Source organism: Bifidobacterium hapali (assembly GCF_002259755.1).
Classification (GTDB): Bacteria; Actinomycetota; Actinomycetes; order Actinomycetales; family Bifidobacteriaceae; genus Bifidobacterium; species Bifidobacterium hapali.
Genome location: NZ_MWWY01000022.1, coordinates 21,791 through 40,287, shown reverse-complemented (window position 1 = coordinate 40,287; position 18,497 = coordinate 21,791). Strand labels below are relative to the sequence as shown.

The window sequence follows — 18,497 nt, the reverse complement described above, 5'->3', positions numbered from 1 at the left end:
TTCCATTCCCGTTACAACGAGAGGTAACCGCGCACAATCAGCAACTTCGACGCGTTCCGCTCACCACTCGCACCGGTAGCTGCCGGCGAGCGCGAGCATGGCGAACGCATAGAGGAAGTTGTCGTAATATCGCCGCGGGCCAACGCGCATTGGCGTATGCCATAGCAGGTCAACCCATGCGCGCGCGTTGCGTTCGGCGTTCGGGTAGGCGAGCGGATCGGCATGGATTGCCGCGAGCGCGCCTTCAGCCGTGGCGGCAATGAATCCGACCGGGTGCAATACGCGTTCGTCGCCGACTGGTGTACCGTCTACCGTGTAGGCACAGGTGCGGTCATGGGTGAGGAAGAATTGCTGCAGTGCGGCGATGCGATCGCACAGTATCGTGTCGGTTACTCCATTCCAGAGGCAATCTAGTCCGATGTTGCCGGCGGTACGGTAAGCATCAGAATAGAACCAGTCGTGTCGTCCGAACTGTTCTTCAGTGTGTGGTGTGCCATCATACAATGAGTATTCGGGGTCCATGCCGGTGGCGGGATCGCATGCACGTGTCAGATAGACGCGACTCGCGTCGGCAGCATCACGCCAGAAGGTACGATCTTGTTCATTTGCCTCTTGAGCAAATACTTCGTAGAAATGTGGCAGATGATATGAGGGGTCAGTCCATTCAACTTCGGGAATGAATTTGATGAGTCGATTATTGGCGTTCCACATTGGGTCGCCGCTCTCTTCGCGCCCCTTATGCACGCAATAATGCAACAGTTCACGCGCTTGTGCGGCATAGTCGCATACACCGGTTTCGTTGCCCCAGCGTCGACTGGCGAGGAACAATGCCATTGCAAAATATTCCTCACCGTCGGGAGCCGGACCGTTGGCACGAGCGGAACCGTCTGGTTTCACCGACCAGGAGAAATAATGCGCGTGATGTCCCTCCGGCATGTACATGTGGCGCATGACCCAGACCCACAACCGATCGAATACATCCTGTCGATCGTATTGCACGGCGAGCATCATCGCATAGCTCATGCCTTCGGTACGCACGTCATGGTTGCCGGTATCCATCACGTAGCCGAGTCCGTCGTCGGTGGTCCAGTAGAACTTGTTCGGCCCTTCGAAAATCTCATGCCAGACATGTGCGAGGCGCGCGTTGATGTCGTCCGGATCATAGCCGAAACGGGATAACAGTGAGTGTGAGGATGTCGTTGTCATGATGGTCGATGTCTTTCCTTGTGGCTCAGCGGTACGGTAATTTCAGCCGGTATTGTCAACCGACGTTGTCAGTCAATGGTGTCAGTCGACGGCCATGTCGAACGAAGTGGCGAGCAATCCTTGTGAATTTTCGAGCGTCGGCATCGGCGAGGCCTCCCAGAGGAAACGCAGTCGTGCGTCCCGGCCGGGAACCGTACCGAGCGGCAGGTCGATGGCAATACGGTCACGCGCAATAATTCGCCCGTCGAACGTAGCAACGCGAGGCAAACCGGCACCGTTGACAAGATCGAACCGCAGGCGACCGGTCACGTGCAATCCGCTGCCGACGTGCGTGAACCGCACAACAATGCGATTGCTCTCATACCTCACCGCGCACGGCAACGGTCCCATCGGCTCGTGATCGGCCCCGTAAGCGAGCGTCTCGGCGGCAATGGCCATACGCTCGCCCACCGCTTTTTTATTGAACGGATGCAGATCGCTGTCATCGCCCACATCGTACGTCGTCACCATCGCCGTGTTATGCAGCGCGAGCGCACGTCGTTGCTCATCGCGCAAATACAGCCAGGACGACGGATCGTCAAGCTGATAGTTCGGCAGCTGGGCGTAAATGAACGGGAATTCGCCTTGGTTGAACAGTCGCCGCCAATCCTGAACCATGGCCATTTGCAGGTCCGCGTATCCGCGCGGGTGAGCGCAGTTCGACTCGCCCTGATACCACAGTGCACCAGTGAAGCCGAGTCGGCGCAACGGCACGATCATCGCATGGTAGTCGCCCACCGGCTCCATGCGGAAGAACTCATCGCCCGGTTTGACCGGCATCCATACGCTACGGCGGAATCGCCATGCGCCTAAAGCATCCACGTCAATCACGCCATCAACCGAGCAATCTTCTGCAGTCTCGTCGTTGCGCCCAGTGCACTCGGCCCGCTCGTTCAGATCGCTCAGGTCACGTTCAAGCGCGTCGCCGACGACGATAAGATGCCGCTTGCCGGCCGTGAATCCGCCTGCATTGCCTTCGATTTTCAATCGAATCGCCAACGTGAACGCTTTCGGCAATGCGGCAATATCATAATCGCGCGGAGGATACTGATAGAACGTTTCGCCGATCTGCCCGCCGTCGATATACACGCGATCGGCATCGTGCAGCGTACCGAAACGCAGTTGCGCAGGCTTGCCGACATACCGATCATCGACCGTGATATGTTTGCGCAGCCAAACGATGCCTGGCGACTGCAACTCAGGTCGCCCTGATTCGCCAAGCGTCATGGTATCCCAGTCGGCATCGTCGAATTCGGGATTCTGCCAATGCTGGGACAATCCACAATCCGCTGCGTCCGCTTCACGATCGTATGCGGCGGCGGCTTCGATGAACAGCCGCTGCTGACGCGCCACATAATCAGGCGTGTATTTGTCGAAATCATCCGGTAGCGCACCCATCGAGGCGAGTCGTTCGCGGCTCATCCACGTTTCGATTTTGCTGCCGCCGACCGCGGTGTTGATCAGTCCGATCGGCACATCCACGCCATTGCGCAGTCGCTTGGCGAAGAAGTAGCCGATTGCGGACATGTCAATCGCCCGTGTCGCCGCGCTCGGGAACCACTCCCCGGCATACAGATCATCATGCTCGTGCTGGAAGTCGAACACTTGCGGCACGTTGAACCAGCGAATGTTGTCGTCATCGGCCTCGTCAAGCAGATGCGGGGCTTCCTTGGCGATGCGGTCGAGACGCATTTCCATATTCGACTGCCCTGCGAGCAGCCATACGTCGCCGAACAGCACGTTGCCGACGCTGATCGTTGACGTGCCGTCGGTCACGCCGATCGTCGCCCGGGTTCCGGCCTGCTGGGCTGGCAACTCGACTTCCCAACGGCCATCGGCGGCCGCAGCAATAGCTGCTTCAGTGGTGGACTTGCCTGCCGGTTCGCCCGCTGATACGGTCAGCGTCACGATGACGGTACGCCCCGGCTCTCCGCAACCCCACACATGGAATGGCTTGTCCCGTTGAATCAGACAACCGTCAGACACCAACGGAGTAACCTGCAACGTCATGATGATCTCCTTGAAACCAATGGATGAAAAGCCGTTGCAGCCCTCATGCATATGGTTGCTATGCATGCCGCGCTCAGACTGCAACGGCGGTTTTACGCGATCGTCAGAATTCGACGATCTGAGATTGCGGCGCAAAGCCGAGCAGTTCCGCAGACCGCGCGTCAGGCTGGCTTACACCGGCGTAGACCTCAAAGCGATCGCCGTCGATGATCTGCTCGCCGCGCTCGTTGTAGACCATGAACGCATCTGGATCAACGGACACGCTCACCGTACGCGTCTCCCCCGCAGCCAGTTCAACCGGCTCGAAACCGGCAAGTTGCCAATTGCGTGCGGCGAGAGGCGAATCAAGGTTCTTGACATACACCTGTACGATCTGGCGTTCAGCGCGCTCCCCCGTGTTTTCGATCTCGATGTTCACGGTTGCCGTGCGAGCGACACGGTTCACATCCACGCTCATGTCGCCAAGCGCCGTAGTCGAATACGTCAGGCCATAGCCAAACGGGTACAGGGCTTCGCCATCCATATATTTGTAGGTGCGTCCCGCCATTGTATAGTCCTCGAAATCAGGCAACGCCGTGCAGTCACGGTAGAACGTGACCGGCAGTTTGCCGGACGGGCTCTCCTTGCCGAACAACACATCGGCGACGGCGTCACCGCCCTGACCGCCTGGATACCACACTTGCATGAGCGCAGCAAGGTTCGGATGGTCTTCGAGTCCGTCAAGACTCAACGCACTGCCGGATGCGAGCAATACGATCACCGGCTTGCCGACGGCGAGCAATTGCTCAAGCAAGTGACGTTGACGGCCCGGCAAGCTCAGGTCGGCCTTATCGCCGGCTCCCATCGAATTGCCCGCGTCACCTTGCTCTCCTTCGATAGTGGCATCGAGGCCAAGCACGGCGATGATCACGTCGGAATGTTCGGCATCGATGATCGCTTCGGATTCGCGCTCGTTTTCGCGGGACAAACCCGATTCGGCATGCACGCCGAACAACGAGCATCCAAGTCCCGAATAGACACGCACGTCGTCACCGCACGCGCGTTCGATGCCTTCGAGAATAGTGGACTTGTGGCTTGGACGACCGAAATAATTGCCAAGAATTGCCTGCACGGAATCGGCGTTCGGGCCAGTTACTGAGATTGCGTGAAGCTTCGACTTGTCGAGCGGCAGAATACCGTCGTTCTTGAGCAGTACGAACGTTTTCGGCGCAAGCGCACGGTTGAAAGCGCGATGTTCGGCTGAATCGTTCACCGTGTAATCGATCCTGTCATATTCGCAGTCGTCTGCGAACATGCCGAGCCGCACGCGTGTGGCATACAGCGCTTCGACCGCACGAGTGACCTCGCTCTCGCTGATCAGCCCGCGTTCGATCGCTTCCTTGGTCGCACCCGAGCAACGGCCTGCGCACAAGTCAAGTCCTGCCTTGATCGCCGCGGCCATCGTTTCGGCCGCGTCCTTCGTGTAATGGTGGTTGTCGTGTACATCCTCAAGTGCCATGAAGTCGGATACCACGTGGCCTTCGAATCCCCACTCGCCGTACAGGTGGCGTTTGAGCAGATCATCGTTGACCGAACACGGCTGGCCATTGGTGGAATTGTAGGCTGTCATGACGCATTCCACGTCAGCTTCCTTGACTGCCGCCTTGAATGCCGGCAGATAGGTTTCAGCCATGTCCTTGGCCGATGCGATCGCGTCGAACTCGTGGCGTTTGGCTTCCGGGCCGGAATGCACTGCGAAATGCTTAGCCGTAGCCGCAAGTTTGAGGTACCGACCATCGCCCTGCAGCCCGCGGATAAACGCGACGCCGAGGCGCGAAGTCAGATACGGGTCCTCGCCGTATGTCTCCTGGCCACGGCCCCAACGCGGGTCACGGAAGATGTTCACATTCGGCGACCAGAAGGTCAAGCCCTTATAGATATCGCGATCGTTGTGCGCGGAATACTCGTTGTATTTCGCACGACCTTCCTCGGCGATCACTTCAGCCACTCGCTCAAGTTCGTTCGTGCTGAACATGGCAGCCAAGCCGATCGCCTGGGGAAACACGGTGGCGACTCCCGCACGGGCCACGCCGTGCAGCGCTTCGTTCCAATAGTTGTATTCGGGAATGCCGAGCCGTTCGATCGCCGGAGCCGTGTAGTTGAGCTGATCGATTTTCTCGTCAAGCGTCATCTGCGCAACAATGCGTTTCGCCTGTTCGAGCGCTTCGGCATGTGTCATTTGAGTCATGGTTGTCTCTCCTATGAGAAATCACGGAATGAACGACAATGAAGGTAGGTTCAGCCCTTGATCGCGCCGATCATCACGCCTTTATTGAAGTACTTCTGCAGGAAGGGGTAGAGGATGAGCAGCGGCAGGGTCGACACGATGATCACGCCGTATTTGATCTGATCGGCGACCTGACGCGCCTGCTGGGCGGTATCGCCGAATGTCGCCGTGTTCTGCGCGGATTGGTTCGACAGCAAAATGGACTGCAGGACCACCTGCAAAGGCTGCTTATTGGTAGTTCTGATGTAGATAAGGCCAGTGAAGTAGTCGTTCCAGTGACCGACGAAATAGTACAGTGCGATGACCGCGATGATCGCCGAACTCAATGGCAGCACGATTCTCCAGAAGTACCCGAAATATCCCAGACCGTCGATCTGCGCAGCATCGTGCAAGTCTTCCGGGATCGATGTTTCAAAGAACGATCGTGCGATGATCAGATTCCACACCGATAGAGCGCTGGGGAGGATGAATACCCACATGGTGTCGAGCAGGCCAACCTCCTTGAACAGCAGGTAGCTGGGGATCAGACCGCCGGAGAAGAACATGGTGAACGTCAGCAGGAACAGTATGACTCGTCTTGGTTTGAATTCGCGGCGAGACAGACCGAAAGCCATCGGCAGGGTGACCGCCATGTTCAGGGCGGTGCCGACGAACGAGTAAATAAGGGTGTTGCGGTATCCGGTCCAGATGCGGGCATCTTCGAAAATGCGTTGGTAACCGCCCATCTGCACGCCGCGAGGAAACATCGTCACGCGTCCCGTAGCCACAAGCTTGGGATCGGAGATGGACGCGATGATAATGAACCATAGTGGGTAGAGGATCGCAAGAATGACCGCAACCATCAGTGTCGCAATGACGATATTGATGACCCAATCGGACACGGTCTGCTTTTGCCGAACATGCTTGTTCCATGGAATGTCTGAGGATGATACCTTGGCCGCGGGGATCGCGGTCGCTTGCGTAGCTTGGCTCATGGCGTGACTCCTTAGAAGATGCTGGTGTCCGACGTCCTCTTGGCGATGAAGTTCGCCATGACGAGGAAGCAGAAATTGATGACCGTGTTGAATAGGCCAATGGCAGTGGAATACGAGAACTGGCTTTGCTGGATGCCGATCTTATAGGTGAATGTGGTGATGACTTCGGATGCCGGCTGGTTGAGCACGTTCTGCATCAGATAGACCTTCTCGAAGCCGACCGACAGCACGCCGCCCATGTTCATGATCAGGAGGATGCCCATGGTCGGCAGGATGGTCGGGATGTCAACGTGTCGTATGAGTTGAAGTCTGTCTGCGCCGTCAATTTTCGCGGCCTCATACAACGCCGTGTTCACTCCGGACAGTGCCGCCAGATAGATGATCGAATTCCAACCGACATGCTGCCAGACCTCGCTGACCCAGTACAATGCGGTGAATGCGCTGGGTTCACCCATCAGGTTATGTCCGGGGAACAGCCGTCCGATGATGCCGGTGTTGGGCGTCAACAGGATATTGAGCATTGAGACGATGACCACCGTGGAGATGAAATGCGGCATGTAGGTGATCGTCTGAATGAATCCCTTGATTTTGGCATTGGCGACCTGATTGATCATCAGTGCAAGGATGATCGGGAAAATGAATCCCATGACCAGCGTCCACAGACTGATGCGTACCGTATTGGTAATGACCGCCACGAAATTCGGATCAGTGAAGAACTGATTGAAGTATTTGAATCCAACGAATTTGCCTCCCGTAAGGCCTTTTCGCGGGTCAAAATCACGAAAAGCAAGCTGAATGCCCCACATTGGCACGTATGCAAAGAACAGCACGAAGCAACAACCCGGAAGAATCATCAGCCATATCTGCCAGAAGCGCCGGAAATGCGCTATCAGTCGGATTGGCAGTGGTTGATTTCGCTGTAATGCAATGTTGTCAGGTACGGACGAATCTGCGTTTTGTACGCCTCGTTGCGCTGTCTTGCTCATAGTTGGTCTTCCTTATGAAGTATGTCGATGAAATCGTGGGTGAGAGGCTTGGGAAAGACTCTCTTCCATGAGAGTCTTTCCCAAGCCTGGCCGCTATTTATTACTCCTCGTCGGGGAACAGCGGCAGAGGATCGGTGACTTGCTCGTCATACGCCTTCTGCCAAAGGCTGAGCATTTCGTCGAGACCCGCGGCTTTGACCTGCTTGACGTATTCGTCCCAGCCTTCATCGATGCCGCCGTTTTGAATCCAGTTACCGGTGGTGGTCATGACATACGTCATCACGCGGTTATACAGGTTGCTCAGCGTGGTGCCGTCTTCGGTGGTCATCTTCACATAGACCGGCATGTAGCTTTTCTCGTTGACGTGACGCTGAGCCGCTTCAAACGGAGCATCCACGGCCTTATTGCGGTCGGCGTCCAGATCACCCTTTACCACGATGTCATCAGGGATATAGGTGGTCATGTTAATGGTCGGCGCAATCTTGAGGTCAGGATCGTATCGGGAGGGATCAACAGTGTATTCCTTGTCACCGGTCTTCTTGACGTAGTCGGTGCCGTAGTTGATCTGCAGCGCCATGTCGGTGCTGTACATCTTGTCGACGATCTTCCAGATGGCTTCCTTGTTCGGAGCATCCTTGGCGACCGCAAGCGCACCTTGACCGTACTTGGACGCCTGCAGAGAGGTATCCCAGACCAGATCATCGTCCGACATGGACGAGTCATACTTCAGCGGCGGCAGCGCCACATACTGGTCCGCCAGGTCGGAACCGAATGAGTATGCATTCGTCTCAATGGCGACGCCAACGGATGCGACCTCTCCATCGCCCTGCTTCTCGGAATCATACGAGGAATCCTCGTGAGTGAGCGCGTCGGCAGGCAGCAGCCCCTTGCTCGACAGCGTGTGATAGAACTCGATGGCAGCCTTGTAGCGGTCGTCAGTCATCCACGCTTTCACCGTTCCATTGTCGACATAGACGCCTTCCTGACCAGGAGCCGTATTGAATGACGTCGGGATTCCGGTATCGTTCATGATGACGAACGGGTCCCACCAACGGTAGGAATTGGTGGCGAACTTTCTGATGTCCATGGGGATTTCATCAGCCTTGCCGTTGCCATTCGGGTCTTCGGTCTTGAACTTCTCCAGCACGTTGATGAGCTCGTCCCATGTGGTCGGCATGTCCAGGCCGAGCTTATCCAGCCAGGTCTTGTTAATGAGACGGCGGTGCACGGACATGCCGCCCTGCACGTTGCTCATGCCCATCACATAGATATGGCCCTCGAGATCAGTGACCCACTTCTTCAGGATGGGCTGCTCATCAAGCATTTTCTTGACGTTAGGCATCTTGTCCAGATGCTTGCTGAGGTCTTCGAAGTACGGATACTGGCTGACCGCATCGGAATAGTACAGGCCGTTGATGGAAATGTCGGCGACGTCGCCGGCTGCGAGGGCCGTGGCCTTCTGCTGATCCCACGCAGTGGTGGAAACTTCCTTCCATGTGATATGGCAATCGCAAGCAGTTTCCAGCTCGTCGGTCCATTTCATATCCTTCATGGCTGCCTGATTGTCCCATTTAAGGACCTGAATCTCCACCTCAGGCTTACCGTCCGAAGCAAGACGGGTGCCGTTATCCTTGGAGCTTGATCCGCAGCCCGCCAAAACAGTCAGGGCCGCACAGGTCGCCGCTGCCACGCTCATCAATCGAGCTTTACTGTCACGTCGTGCCATTGCACTCTCCTTTGTGTGCGAAAACTTTCTCTCTGTTCTCGATATTTCAAGAACAGTTATTGTTATACAACCCACCAAGAAAGGCTGTCAAGTATACATAGCATTCCGACACGCCCGTACGCACTTTCCCGACCAAGACATGCAAAAACCTTGAAATTACTGTGTTTTACAAGCATTGTAATCGTTATTGATAGCGCTCACAACACCCCCACCCATGCAACATCATGTAAAATAATTTTAAGATTTTTTTTCGAAAAATATCTCAATGACGAGTTTTGATCATGGCACGAAACAAGACGCAGCAACGCCCGCCCTCCCTCCAGCAAAGGGCCACATTGACAGAGATCGCCGCCCAACTGAAGCTATCCACGGCGACGGTATCCAAAGTGCTCAACGGCAAGCCAGACGTCTCACCAGCGACACGAGATAAAGTGCAGGCCGTACTAGAGGAAATGAACTACCGCAAGAATCGATCCGCTGCCGCCCCTCTCATTGACGTAGTGCTGGAACGACTCGACAACGTCTGGGGACTCGAAGTCATTACCGGCGTGGAACGCGCCGCCCGAGATCGTCAACTAGGCGTGGTCATCACCGAAACGCTTGGAGTCAGCGACGCCCCTTCGTTTTGGGTAGACGCCTGCCTGGAACGCAATCCGATCGGAGTGATACTCGTATTGAGCAACCCGGCACAAGATGCCGCACAACGACTGTCTTCACGCGGCATCCCTTACGTATTGCTGGACCCATCAGGAGATCCGAATCCGAATGTACCGTCAATCAAGGCAGACAACTGGGGCGGAGGATTGGCAGCGACTCGTCATCTGTTAGCGTTGGGTCATACCCATATCGGCGTGATTACCGGTCGATCGACCATGCTGTGCTCCCAGGCACGACTTGCCGGGCATCTTGCCGCACTTGCCGCACGAGGAATCCCAGCCGACGATTCACTCATCAAAGAGGGCGATTTCACTACGGTATGCGGAAGGGAACTCGCCTTGCAACTACTTGATCAAGACCATAGACCCACCGCCATTGTGGCCGGCAATGATTTGGAGGCCATGGGCGTATATGACGCCGCCCATATACTTCACCTACGCATTCCAGATGATTTGTCGGTCGTCGGATTCGATGACGTACAGACCTCCGCATACATGGGGCCATCGCTCACCACCATCCGTCAGCCCATTCGCGAGATGTCTTCCGAAGCCGTCAATATGCTGCTACGTCGCCATGAGCAGGACCTGCCGTCAGCCAATCTCACGTTCCCCACCGAGTTGATCATACGGGGCAGCACCGCTTCGCCATACAACGGTTAGGAGCATGAGACCTCATACTTACGCAAGCGTTCATAACGTTTCAGATTAGGCTCGAGGCGCAGCCGTGGTTTGCCTCACCTCAAGCTTCGGCGTCATAACAATACGACGGTCAACGATATGTCGACCTTCATCCTGCTGATTTTTCGCATTCACGAGCATCTTGACCGACTCTTGCGCAATCTCTTCAAACGGCTGATGAATTGTAGTCAACCCGATTGCTGGAGCCGGGAACACGTCATCAAAACCGATAACAGAAAGTTCTTCAGGCACTACAATGCGTCGCCTTGCAGCAACTTGCAATACTCCAAGGCACGACAAATCATTGAAACCGAATATGGCTGTAGGAGGTTCCCTCATACTTAACAATTTCATCGCAGCTTCATAACCAGATTCCACCAGATAACTTCCTGTCCACACCATTTCTGGGTCAAGATACAGCCCTTTCTCCTTCAGTGCCATAGCAAACCCTGCCATACGAGCCGATGATGATTCAGAAGTTTCTGGTCCTGACACCACCGCGATGCGGCGATGCCCCAGACTCGTAAGATGCCGACCAGCCAGTAGTCCTCCCGTCCAATTATCTACGCCTATAGACAAGGATTCATCACTCGTACCACGGCCGAGATCTACAATGACAAACGGTATTGATCGAGAACGAAAAAGTCGTCGCTCTTTATCAGTGATATCAGGAAGCTCAACAACCACACCCAACGGGTTACGCCTGAGAATCTGCAGAAACAGCTCATATCGATCGACCCTAGGTCCAGGTTCGCTAACGGTAATACCAACACCCATCGCATTAGCCTGCGTGGTCGCGCCTCGAAGAAATTCCACAATGCCGTTACTATCCGTGTATGGAAGAATCACCTCAATAGTAGATGACATTTTTGCGTCAAGCTGCCGCTTACGACGATAACCGACCTGTTCAAGTACACGCTCGACGTTCTGCCGTGTCGCGTCAGATACGCCATCACGACCATTCACCACTTTCGATACTGCAGCAATTGAAACTCCTGATCGACGAGCAATTTCAGCCAACGTTACTTTACGTCCCTCATTTGTCATCATCAATACCTCTGTAAATCAGAAAGTTTTCGCACTATTTCGAGTATATCTATCAGCTAAAATCAAGAAGGAGAGTGTTCTCATTATTGACTTTTTGTGCCACTTCATATTGTTTGACAAGTTACATCATCATGGTACCATTCTATCCAGCAGTAGAAATTTTCTTAATAGAAAAGAAATTTTTATATCAAGAATCAACGAATGATTCATCTCCATACAGGAGCCCTCCATGAACAAACACCTTGTCGTATCAGACCGTCAAGCGGCGAACTGGAATGACGCCTTCCCTGTCGGCAACGGTAGCCTCGGTGCGATGATATACGGCGGCGACCGTACAGAACACTTACAAATCAACGAGGAAACCGTATGGTCAGGCGGGCCGATGGACCGCGTCAACCCGGACGCACAACAATATCTGCCCATCATCCGTCAACTACTCCAACAAGGCAATATCAGCGAAGCGCACAAGCTCGCAAGCCAATCCCTGTGCTCAACCAGCCCTGATATGCGCCACTACGAGCCACTTGGCGACGTGCACATCAGCTTCACCACGCCAACGAAACCGCACACCACACAACGCACACTCGACATCGACGAAGCCGTCGTCTCTGTCACACGCGCTGACAGTAGCGTCACTATGCATAGCGAATGTTTCGCAACTTATCCTGATCACGTAATCGCATACCGCATCACCGCGCAACAGCCTATCTCATTCACTACGACCGTATCTCGTATGGATTTGCACAATCCATTGGCTTGGCGATGCGACGGCATGCGCATCGTAGATAACGCAACCATCGGCTTGTACGGTACGAACGGCGGCTCGAACGGCATCAGCTACGAACTTCTGGTTCGTGTCGTTGCCGATAACGGCGTCGTCGATCGTATCGGCGCGACCGTGCGCACAACGAATACCACCGCAGCGACGATATACATAACCGGACGCACCACCTATCGCACCGCCGATCCGTTTGACTGGTGTCGGCAGACACTCAACAAAGCAGCAGCACACGACTACGATGCGCTGCGAGAACGCCATATTCGCGATTATCACGAACTGTACGATCGCAGTGCGATTCACTTCGATGACAGCATCAAAGATGCGTCACTTGAACAGCTGACCACGAAGCAGCGGCTCGACAGACTTCGTCAAGAAAGCACAAACACCAACCCAGACGTCGCACTATGGGAAACATATCTCGCATTCGGACGATATCTATTGATCTCGTCCAGCAGGCCAGGATGTCTGCCAGCCAATCTACAAGGCATTTGGAATAAGGATTATGAGCCAGCATGGGGTTCAAAATACACCATTAATATCAATACAGAAATGAACTATTGGTTCGCGGAACGTGCCGGATTAGGCGAACTACAACTGCCATTAATCGATCTCATCCATACCATGCTGCCCAGCGGACGAGCAGTCGCGCGGCATATGTATGGTGCGCGAGGATTTGTCGCCCACCATAATACGGATGTGTGGGGCGACTGTGCCATGCAGGACGCGTTCCTCCCCTCATGCGCGTGGCCGTTAGGTGGCGCATGGCTCTGCCTACACATTATCGAGCATTACCGGTATACGCACGACTTGGTATTCCTCCGTCAAGAATTACCCGTACTCACCGAATGCATAACGTTCTTCATCGATACCATGATCCGCGACAAGGACGGGTACTGGGCAGTATCTCCTTCGATTTCGCCGGAACATGAGTATGTGATGCGTGACGGCACGCGCGGCGCGTTGTGTACCGGCGCAACCATCGACAACCAAATACTGCGCGCGCTGTTCATTGGATATCTCGAGTTAGCGGCGGACGCCGTCTGCGACGATTCCTCCGATCTCATGAATGACGTACGTGAACGATTGCATGGACTTCGTCCCACATCGATCAGCTCCGATGGACGCATCATGGAATGGTCCGAAGAATACGCCGATAGCGAGCCAGGACACCGTCACTTTTCTCCACTGTTCGCACTGTTCCCCGGCACCGAAATCCGTCACGACACCACGCCAGATCTGATCAATGCCGCAGCGCGATTTGTTCGCAAACGTATGAGCAACGGTTCCGGCAACACGGGATGGAGCAAAGCATGGGTTATCGCTCTCTACGCAAGGCTATGGGACAAGCACAACGTGTGGCTCAATATGACGAAACTGCTCACCGACTCGACACTCGATAACCTACTCGACAATCATCCGCCGTTCCAGATCGACGGCAATTTTGGTGCTGTCGCTGCCATGTATGAGACACTCATTCAAGATTACGGTGACACTATATACGTACTGCCATCTCTTCCCGACCCACTTCACAGCGGCACGCTCACCGGGATGCGACTCATATGCGGAGCCGTGCTCGATATGACATGGAGGAATGGCCACGTCGTTGCACTGGATATCACCAGTACCCGAGTCGGCAGAGTCACTGTGGTTTTCCCTGACCAGACACAAATCACCATTACACTGGACACTGATCGCGTCAGCCATATCATCCCGACACATGTCACCACAACACATGTCACCACAACAGCAAAGGAGCAACAATAATGGTCACCAGACAAGTCACCACTCGCTACGGCATCGTCGAAGGTCTTGCAATGCAAGATCCGAATATCACTGCGTTTCGAGGCGTTCCGTTCGCAGCGGCACCTGTCGGTGAATACCGTTGGAGGGCTCCCCAGCCTGCGAGGCCGTGGACAGGCGTGCTACCAGCCCATGATTTCGCGCCAATCAGCATGCAACCGATGAGTCAGCCAACCGAATTCTACGGTCGCGAATGGAGCGTAGACCCAGATACCCCTACCAGTGAAGACTGCCTATATCTCAACATTTGGACTCCTGCATTGCGCGGTTCCGGCACAGCACACTGTGTTGATGAGCGTCAATCTAAACTGCCAGTATTGGTCTGGATTTATGGCGGCGCATACCAGTGTGGCAGTACCGTAGAAAAGGAATTTGACGGTTCATCGCTCGCACGCCGAGGCGTTGTTGTGGTGACCATTGCGTATCGGTTGAACGTGTTTGGCTTCTTTACCCACACTGATCTCAACCGCAGCAACGGCAGCAACGAGCCGGCAGCGAACTTCGGTTTGCTGGATCAGCATGCGGCAATCGCATGGGTAAAAGACAACATTGCTGTGTTCGGTGGCGATCCGAACAACATCACCGTCGCTGGACAATCCGCCGGGTCTGCCAGTGTTCTTGCTCAGTGCGCAAGCTCGATGTCAGGCAATCTCTTCCAGCATGCAATCATGCAATCCGGTGGCGGACTTGGCGTATTCAACAAGCACTTGTGGTCACTTGAGGAATCGCAACACAACGGTGAACGATTCCTATCGTTTCTTGGCGTCAAATCCGTCAAGGAAGCACGCAAAATTCCAGCGAACGAACTGCTCGACGCAGCATGCGCGTTCCCAGTTCCACCAGATTCCGGCAGAGACGGTGACTGGCCGATGCTCGTCAACTGGATACCGTGTGTTGATGGTCGTTTCCTGACCGGACAGTATGGTGACAGCTTACTCTCCCAAGATCGTCGGCACCCCATCGATCTGCTGGTAGGTAACACTACCGGCGAGTTCACGATTACCCGCAGCGATGGCACGACAGTACCCGAAGGCGAACTCGGCAATATCGCGTTAGCACGTACATGGATTGATGCCGGCAACCCACGCCCATTCTTCTACCAGTTCGACGTGCAGATGCCCGGCGACGATGCCGGCGCATTCCACTCATCCGACTTATGGTTCACCTTTAACTCGCTGCACACATGCTGGCGACCATTCAGCGGCTGGCATTATGAACTATCGAACACCATGTGCGATTACTGGGCGAATTTCATGCGCACAGGCAATCCGAACAACACCAGCCACAGCGACTCTCCGTTTGCTGAATGGACTGCCTTCGACCCGCACAAGCCACAGGCCATGCGTTTCGGCCGCAAGATCGGCATGCAGCCGCTTATGACTGTTGATTAAAGACATAACAAACCATTAGTCTCCTGAGTCGTTAATTCGTTAGAGCATTCACTCCCCTTTAGTGAGAGTGGCTCCCCTTGCGAAGGAAGCCAGGAGGCCACCAATACGCGTGGCGGTTTTCTCTCACTGAAAGCCATTCAACGAGCGTTTTCCGCCACGTATCGGAACACGTGGCGGTGTACTGCCAGAGGGGCAACGAACATCGTAAACGAACTTCTGACGCAGAATACTAGTGATGTGTCTGCTTGTCTCTTCAAAGAAGCGTCCTCCACGCACTATGCAGGAAGAGACTCTACATCTCAAGAACACTGGATGTCCTTTGTTTGCTTCACGGCTGCAATCACTTACCCATTAATTGCGAATTTAAGCAAATAGTTGCTGGGGCGCAGCAGAATTGCGCGCCCAGCAACTCGCAATGAGCACAACGCGCGTCAGTGGGTGGCGATTTCGTCGATCTTGGTGACGTGACCGCCGAACTGGGCGCGCAGTGCGGTGACTACGCGCAGAATATCATCGGCTGCACCGCGCGAGTCTTGACGCTGCCACAGTGCTGCAGCAGTGGTCGGCGTTGGCACGCCAAGTTCAAGCGCCGCTTCTACCATCCACTTAGCTTCACCGGATTCATTGGCGACCGGCGGTACATTGTGTAATGTCGGATCATCTTTGGTGGCGTTTTCGAATAGGTCGAGCAGCCAGCTAGCCACCACAGAACCAGAACGCCACGAAGCCATTGTTTTTGCTGGATCGGTTACATATTCGCTGCGCATCATGGTGGCAAATCCTTCACCGAACGCTTGCATCATGCCGTATTCAATGCCGTTATGCACCATCTTCGCAAAGTGGCCGCCGCCAACCGGACCAGCGTGTACGAGTCCGTATTCACCGGCTGGTTTTAACGTCTCAAAAATCGGCAGTACTGTGGCGTAATCCTCGGCTGAGCCGCCAACCATCAACGCATAGCCGCGCTCAGCACCCCATACGCCACCGGAAACACCGCAGTCAAGGAATCCGATACCACGTTCAGCGAGCGCAGCCGCATGTTCGCGATCTTCCGTGTATTTTGAGTTGCCGCCGTCGACAACGATATCGCCCGGTTCAAGCAGCTCGCCAAGTTTCGCAATTGTTGATTCAGTCGGCACGCCAGCTGGCACCATAACCCAGACGACACGCGGCGTTTTGAGCGCAGCAACAAGCGCTTCCAGCGAGTCAACGTCGCGCGCTGACTGCGGATTCATGTCGAAACCGACGATTTCATGGCCACCATCGCGCAGACGCTTAACCATGTTGCCGCCCATACGGCCGAGGCCGATCATTCCCATTTGCATGATAAATAGTACCTTCCTTGGTGATGTGGTTGATAATGGAACAAATTTACAAACCGAGCGCAGCGACGACTGCGGCAGCTTCTTGCTGTGGCGTAGTACCGTGGCCGATTTCAACATCGATATGTACTTCGTCTGCACTTGGCTCTTCAAGAATGTCGAATTGAGATTGCAACATATCCGTCTTCATAAAGTGACCTTGACGACCAGACATACGCTGTAATACTTCGTCATACGTGCCCTTCATATAGACGAACACTACGCCCTTGCGACGCAGTCGATCACGATAGATTTTCTTGAGTGCCGAGCAGGTGACCACGGCTGGCTCACCGGCAGCAACACGCTGATCAATCCATGCTGCGAGCGCGTCAAGCCACGGCCAACGGTCTTCGTCGGTCAGAGGATGACCAGCGGCCATTTTTTCAATATTGGCTTTAGGATGGAAATCGTCAGCTTCAGCATATTTCACACCAAGTTCAGCAGCGAGATGCTCGGCAACTGTGGTTTTGCCACATCCACATACGCCCATGATGATGGCGATAGGCTTGCAATCGGCAAAATATCCGGCTGGCACAGTGTTCGCAGAGACAATGCTCGGAATATTCTGTTGCTGCGTCGACGTTGCTGCGTTATTCATACTGCATTTCTTTCTAGTCACGTTATGTTGTATGACATTTCATAGTCATACTAATATTTCATATGTCGTAATTAAATATAGACCATATAATTGGATTACGCAACACAACACGACACTAAAGTACGGAATATGTATGCCATAATCAGAAATCTATGTCATACTTGTCTTATGTCTGTTGTGTTCACCGCCGAAAATACCAATACATCGCATGCTCATGAGATCAATTCTCCAACCGCTGCACCTGTAACCGACCGTCCATTACACGATCGTCTACTCGACGAATGGGGTATGGCAATTGTTAACGGTGATATTGCCATCGGCGAACGACTGCCAGAGCCAGATATGAACGGCAACACTACCCCATCGCGTACGGTAACCCGCGAAGCAACGCGTGTTCTCGAATCAATGGGGCTTGTAAGCGTCAAACGTAAGATCGGCGCTACAGTCAACCCCATCGATCAATGGAATATGTTCGATCCGCAAGTCATACAGTGGCGTCTCGGCGGTACTCATCGTCAACAAGCTCTGCATGAGCTGTTCCAGTTACGCGCCGCAGTCGAACCAATCGCCGCGCGACTCGCAGCCTCCAATGCAACAACCGAACACTGGGCTACACTCACTGGCGCAGCCATTGACATGGTGTCATATTCCAACCATGCCAACGGTCAGGACTATCTCAACGCCGACACCTTATTCCATCGCACGCTACTTGAAGCATCCGGAAACCTCATGTTTGCGCGGCTCGGCGACGTGGTTGCATCAACCTTGCAAGGACGCACACAATACGAACTCATGCCGCAAGTCGCGAATCAAACAGCGCTCAATCTCCACGTTGAAACAGCGGCGCTTATTCGCAAAGGCGACGGTGCTGGCGCCGAGTCAGCGATTCGTCGTATCGTTGACGAATCTGACGCAGCAGCCATGCAACTCGCCGCCCGTTAGTCACTTGACCAAGTCAGTTACCAGTCAGTTAACTGA

14 protein-coding genes and 1 pseudogene are annotated in these 18,497 nt (G+C 54.4%); 6 read left to right on the top strand and 9 right to left on the bottom strand.

Features of this window, described 5'->3' with window-relative positions; genetic code table 11:
• Positions 1–60 precede the first annotated feature (60 nt).
• The 6 genes from BHAP_RS05380 to BHAP_RS05355 all read right to left on the bottom strand — a co-directional run bounded on the left by BHAP_RS05380 (position 61) and on the right by BHAP_RS05355 (position 9,207).
• The gene (locus tag BHAP_RS05380) at positions 61–1,206 is read right to left on the bottom strand and encodes a family 8 glycosyl hydrolase (RefSeq protein ID WP_094729722.1); all 1,146 of its coding nucleotides are present in this window, start codon (positions 1,204–1,206) and stop codon (positions 61–63) included.
• A gap of 81 nt (positions 1,207–1,287) precedes the next feature.
• A complete protein-coding gene (locus BHAP_RS05375) occupies positions 1,288–3,255 on the bottom strand; it encodes a sialate O-acetylesterase (protein WP_158216438.1) in 1,968 nt (655 codons plus the stop codon).
• A gap of 103 nt (positions 3,256–3,358) precedes the next feature.
• Positions 3,359–5,482 carry a glycoside hydrolase family 3 C-terminal domain-containing protein gene (locus BHAP_RS05370; RefSeq protein ID WP_094729720.1) on the bottom strand — a complete coding sequence of 708 codons (2,124 nt, stop codon included), beginning with the start codon at positions 5,480–5,482 and terminating at the stop codon, positions 3,359–3,361.
• A gap of 50 nt (positions 5,483–5,532) precedes the next feature.
• Positions 5,533–6,495 carry a carbohydrate ABC transporter permease gene (locus BHAP_RS05365; protein WP_094729719.1) on the bottom strand — a complete coding sequence of 321 codons (963 nt, stop codon included), beginning with the start codon at positions 6,493–6,495 and terminating at the stop codon, positions 5,533–5,535.
• An 11-nt stretch (positions 6,496–6,506) separates the two neighbouring features.
• A complete protein-coding gene (locus BHAP_RS05360; protein WP_094729718.1) occupies positions 6,507–7,481 on the bottom strand; it encodes an ABC transporter permease in 975 nt (324 codons plus the stop codon).
• Between the two features lie 100 nt (positions 7,482–7,581).
• Positions 7,582–9,207, bottom strand: a complete 1,626-nt coding sequence (locus BHAP_RS05355; protein WP_094729717.1) for an extracellular solute-binding protein — start codon at positions 9,205–9,207, stop codon at positions 7,582–7,584.
• A gap of 335 nt (positions 9,208–9,542) precedes the next feature.
• On the opposite strand from BHAP_RS05355, the gene BHAP_RS05350 reads away from it, so the two are divergent.
• The gene (locus BHAP_RS05350) at positions 9,543–10,523 is read left to right on the top strand and encodes a LacI family DNA-binding transcriptional regulator (protein WP_244569317.1); all 981 of its coding nucleotides are present in this window, start codon (positions 9,543–9,545) and stop codon (positions 10,521–10,523) included.
• A 45-nt stretch (positions 10,524–10,568) separates the two neighbouring features.
• Here BHAP_RS05350 and BHAP_RS05345 read toward each other — a convergent pair whose 3' ends face one another.
• Positions 10,569–11,591, bottom strand: coding sequence for a LacI family DNA-binding transcriptional regulator (locus BHAP_RS05345; RefSeq protein ID WP_094729715.1), 1,023 nt, complete (start codon positions 11,589–11,591; stop codon positions 10,569–10,571).
• 226 nt (positions 11,592–11,817) lie between these two features.
• On the opposite strand from BHAP_RS05345, the gene BHAP_RS05340 reads away from it, so the two are divergent.
• The 4 genes and pseudogenes from BHAP_RS05340 (at position 11,818) to BHAP_RS12220 (ending at position 15,915) form a co-directional block, all read left to right on the top strand.
• A complete protein-coding gene (locus BHAP_RS05340) occupies positions 11,818–14,133 on the top strand; it encodes a glycoside hydrolase family 95 protein (protein ID WP_094729714.1) in 2,316 nt (771 codons plus the stop codon).
• Positions 14,133–15,119 (top strand): annotated as a pseudogene (locus BHAP_RS05335) (carboxylesterase family protein); the annotation flags it as partial. The gene BHAP_RS05340 and the pseudogene BHAP_RS05335, both read left to right, overlap by 1 nt.
• Before the next feature lie 9 nt (positions 15,120–15,128).
• A complete protein-coding gene (locus tag BHAP_RS12110; protein ID WP_420807714.1) occupies positions 15,129–15,560 on the top strand; it encodes a carboxylesterase family protein in 432 nt (143 codons plus the stop codon).
• A 235-nt stretch (positions 15,561–15,795) separates the two neighbouring features.
• Entirely contained in the window at positions 15,796–15,915 is a 120-nt protein-coding gene (locus tag BHAP_RS12220; protein WP_476693256.1) for a VapC50 family PIN domain-containing toxin, read from the top strand.
• A 76-nt stretch (positions 15,916–15,991) separates the two neighbouring features.
• Here BHAP_RS12220 and gnd read toward each other — a convergent pair whose 3' ends face one another.
• Positions 15,992–16,885, bottom strand: a complete 894-nt coding sequence (gene gnd / locus BHAP_RS05330) for a phosphogluconate dehydrogenase (NAD(+)-dependent, decarboxylating) (protein ID WP_094729712.1) — start codon at positions 16,883–16,885, stop codon at positions 15,992–15,994.
• A gap of 46 nt (positions 16,886–16,931) precedes the next feature.
• Entirely contained in the window at positions 16,932–17,519 is a 588-nt protein-coding gene (locus tag BHAP_RS05325) for a gluconokinase (protein ID WP_244569316.1), read from the bottom strand.
• Positions 17,520–17,687: 168 nt separating this feature from the next.
• Here BHAP_RS05325 and BHAP_RS05320 point away from each other — a divergent pair, with 168 nt between their 5' ends.
• The gene (locus BHAP_RS05320; protein ID WP_094729711.1) at positions 17,688–18,461 is read left to right on the top strand and encodes a FadR/GntR family transcriptional regulator; all 774 of its coding nucleotides are present in this window, start codon (positions 17,688–17,690) and stop codon (positions 18,459–18,461) included.
• Positions 18,462–18,497: the final 36 nt, after the last annotated feature.

Bases quoted from the DNA above. Each gene is read 5' to 3' on its own strand.
- BHAP_RS05380 (WP_094729722.1), bottom strand. From the start codon at position 1,206: ATGACAACGACATCCTCACACTCACTGTTATCCCGTTTCGGCTATGAT.
- BHAP_RS05375 (WP_158216438.1), bottom strand. From the start codon at position 3,255: ATGACGTTGCAGGTTACTCCGTTGGTGTCTGACGGTTGTCTGATTCAA.
- BHAP_RS05370 (WP_094729720.1), bottom strand. From the start codon at position 5,482: ATGACTCAAATGACACATGCCGAAGCGCTCGAACAGGCGAAACGCATT.
- BHAP_RS05365 (WP_094729719.1), bottom strand. From the start codon at position 6,495: ATGAGCCAAGCTACGCAAGCGACCGCGATCCCCGCGGCCAAGGTATCA.
- BHAP_RS05360 (WP_094729718.1), bottom strand. From the start codon at position 7,481: ATGAGCAAGACAGCGCAACGAGGCGTACAAAACGCAGATTCGTCCGTA.
- BHAP_RS05355 (WP_094729717.1), bottom strand. From the start codon at position 9,207: ATGGCACGACGTGACAGTAAAGCTCGATTGATGAGCGTGGCAGCGGCG.
- BHAP_RS05345 (WP_094729715.1), bottom strand. From the start codon at position 11,591: ATGATGACAAATGAGGGACGTAAAGTAACGTTGGCTGAAATTGCTCGT.
- BHAP_RS05340 (WP_094729714.1), top strand. From the start codon at position 11,818: ATGAACAAACACCTTGTCGTATCAGACCGTCAAGCGGCGAACTGGAAT.
- BHAP_RS12220 (WP_476693256.1), top strand. From the start codon at position 15,796: ATGTGTCTGCTTGTCTCTTCAAAGAAGCGTCCTCCACGCACTATGCAG.
- gnd (WP_094729712.1), bottom strand. From the start codon at position 16,885: ATGCAAATGGGAATGATCGGCCTCGGCCGTATGGGCGGCAACATGGTT.
- BHAP_RS05325 (WP_244569316.1), bottom strand. From the start codon at position 17,519: ATGAATAACGCAGCAACGTCGACGCAGCAACAGAATATTCCGAGCATT.
- BHAP_RS05320 (WP_094729711.1), top strand. From the start codon at position 17,688: ATGTCTGTTGTGTTCACCGCCGAAAATACCAATACATCGCATGCTCAT.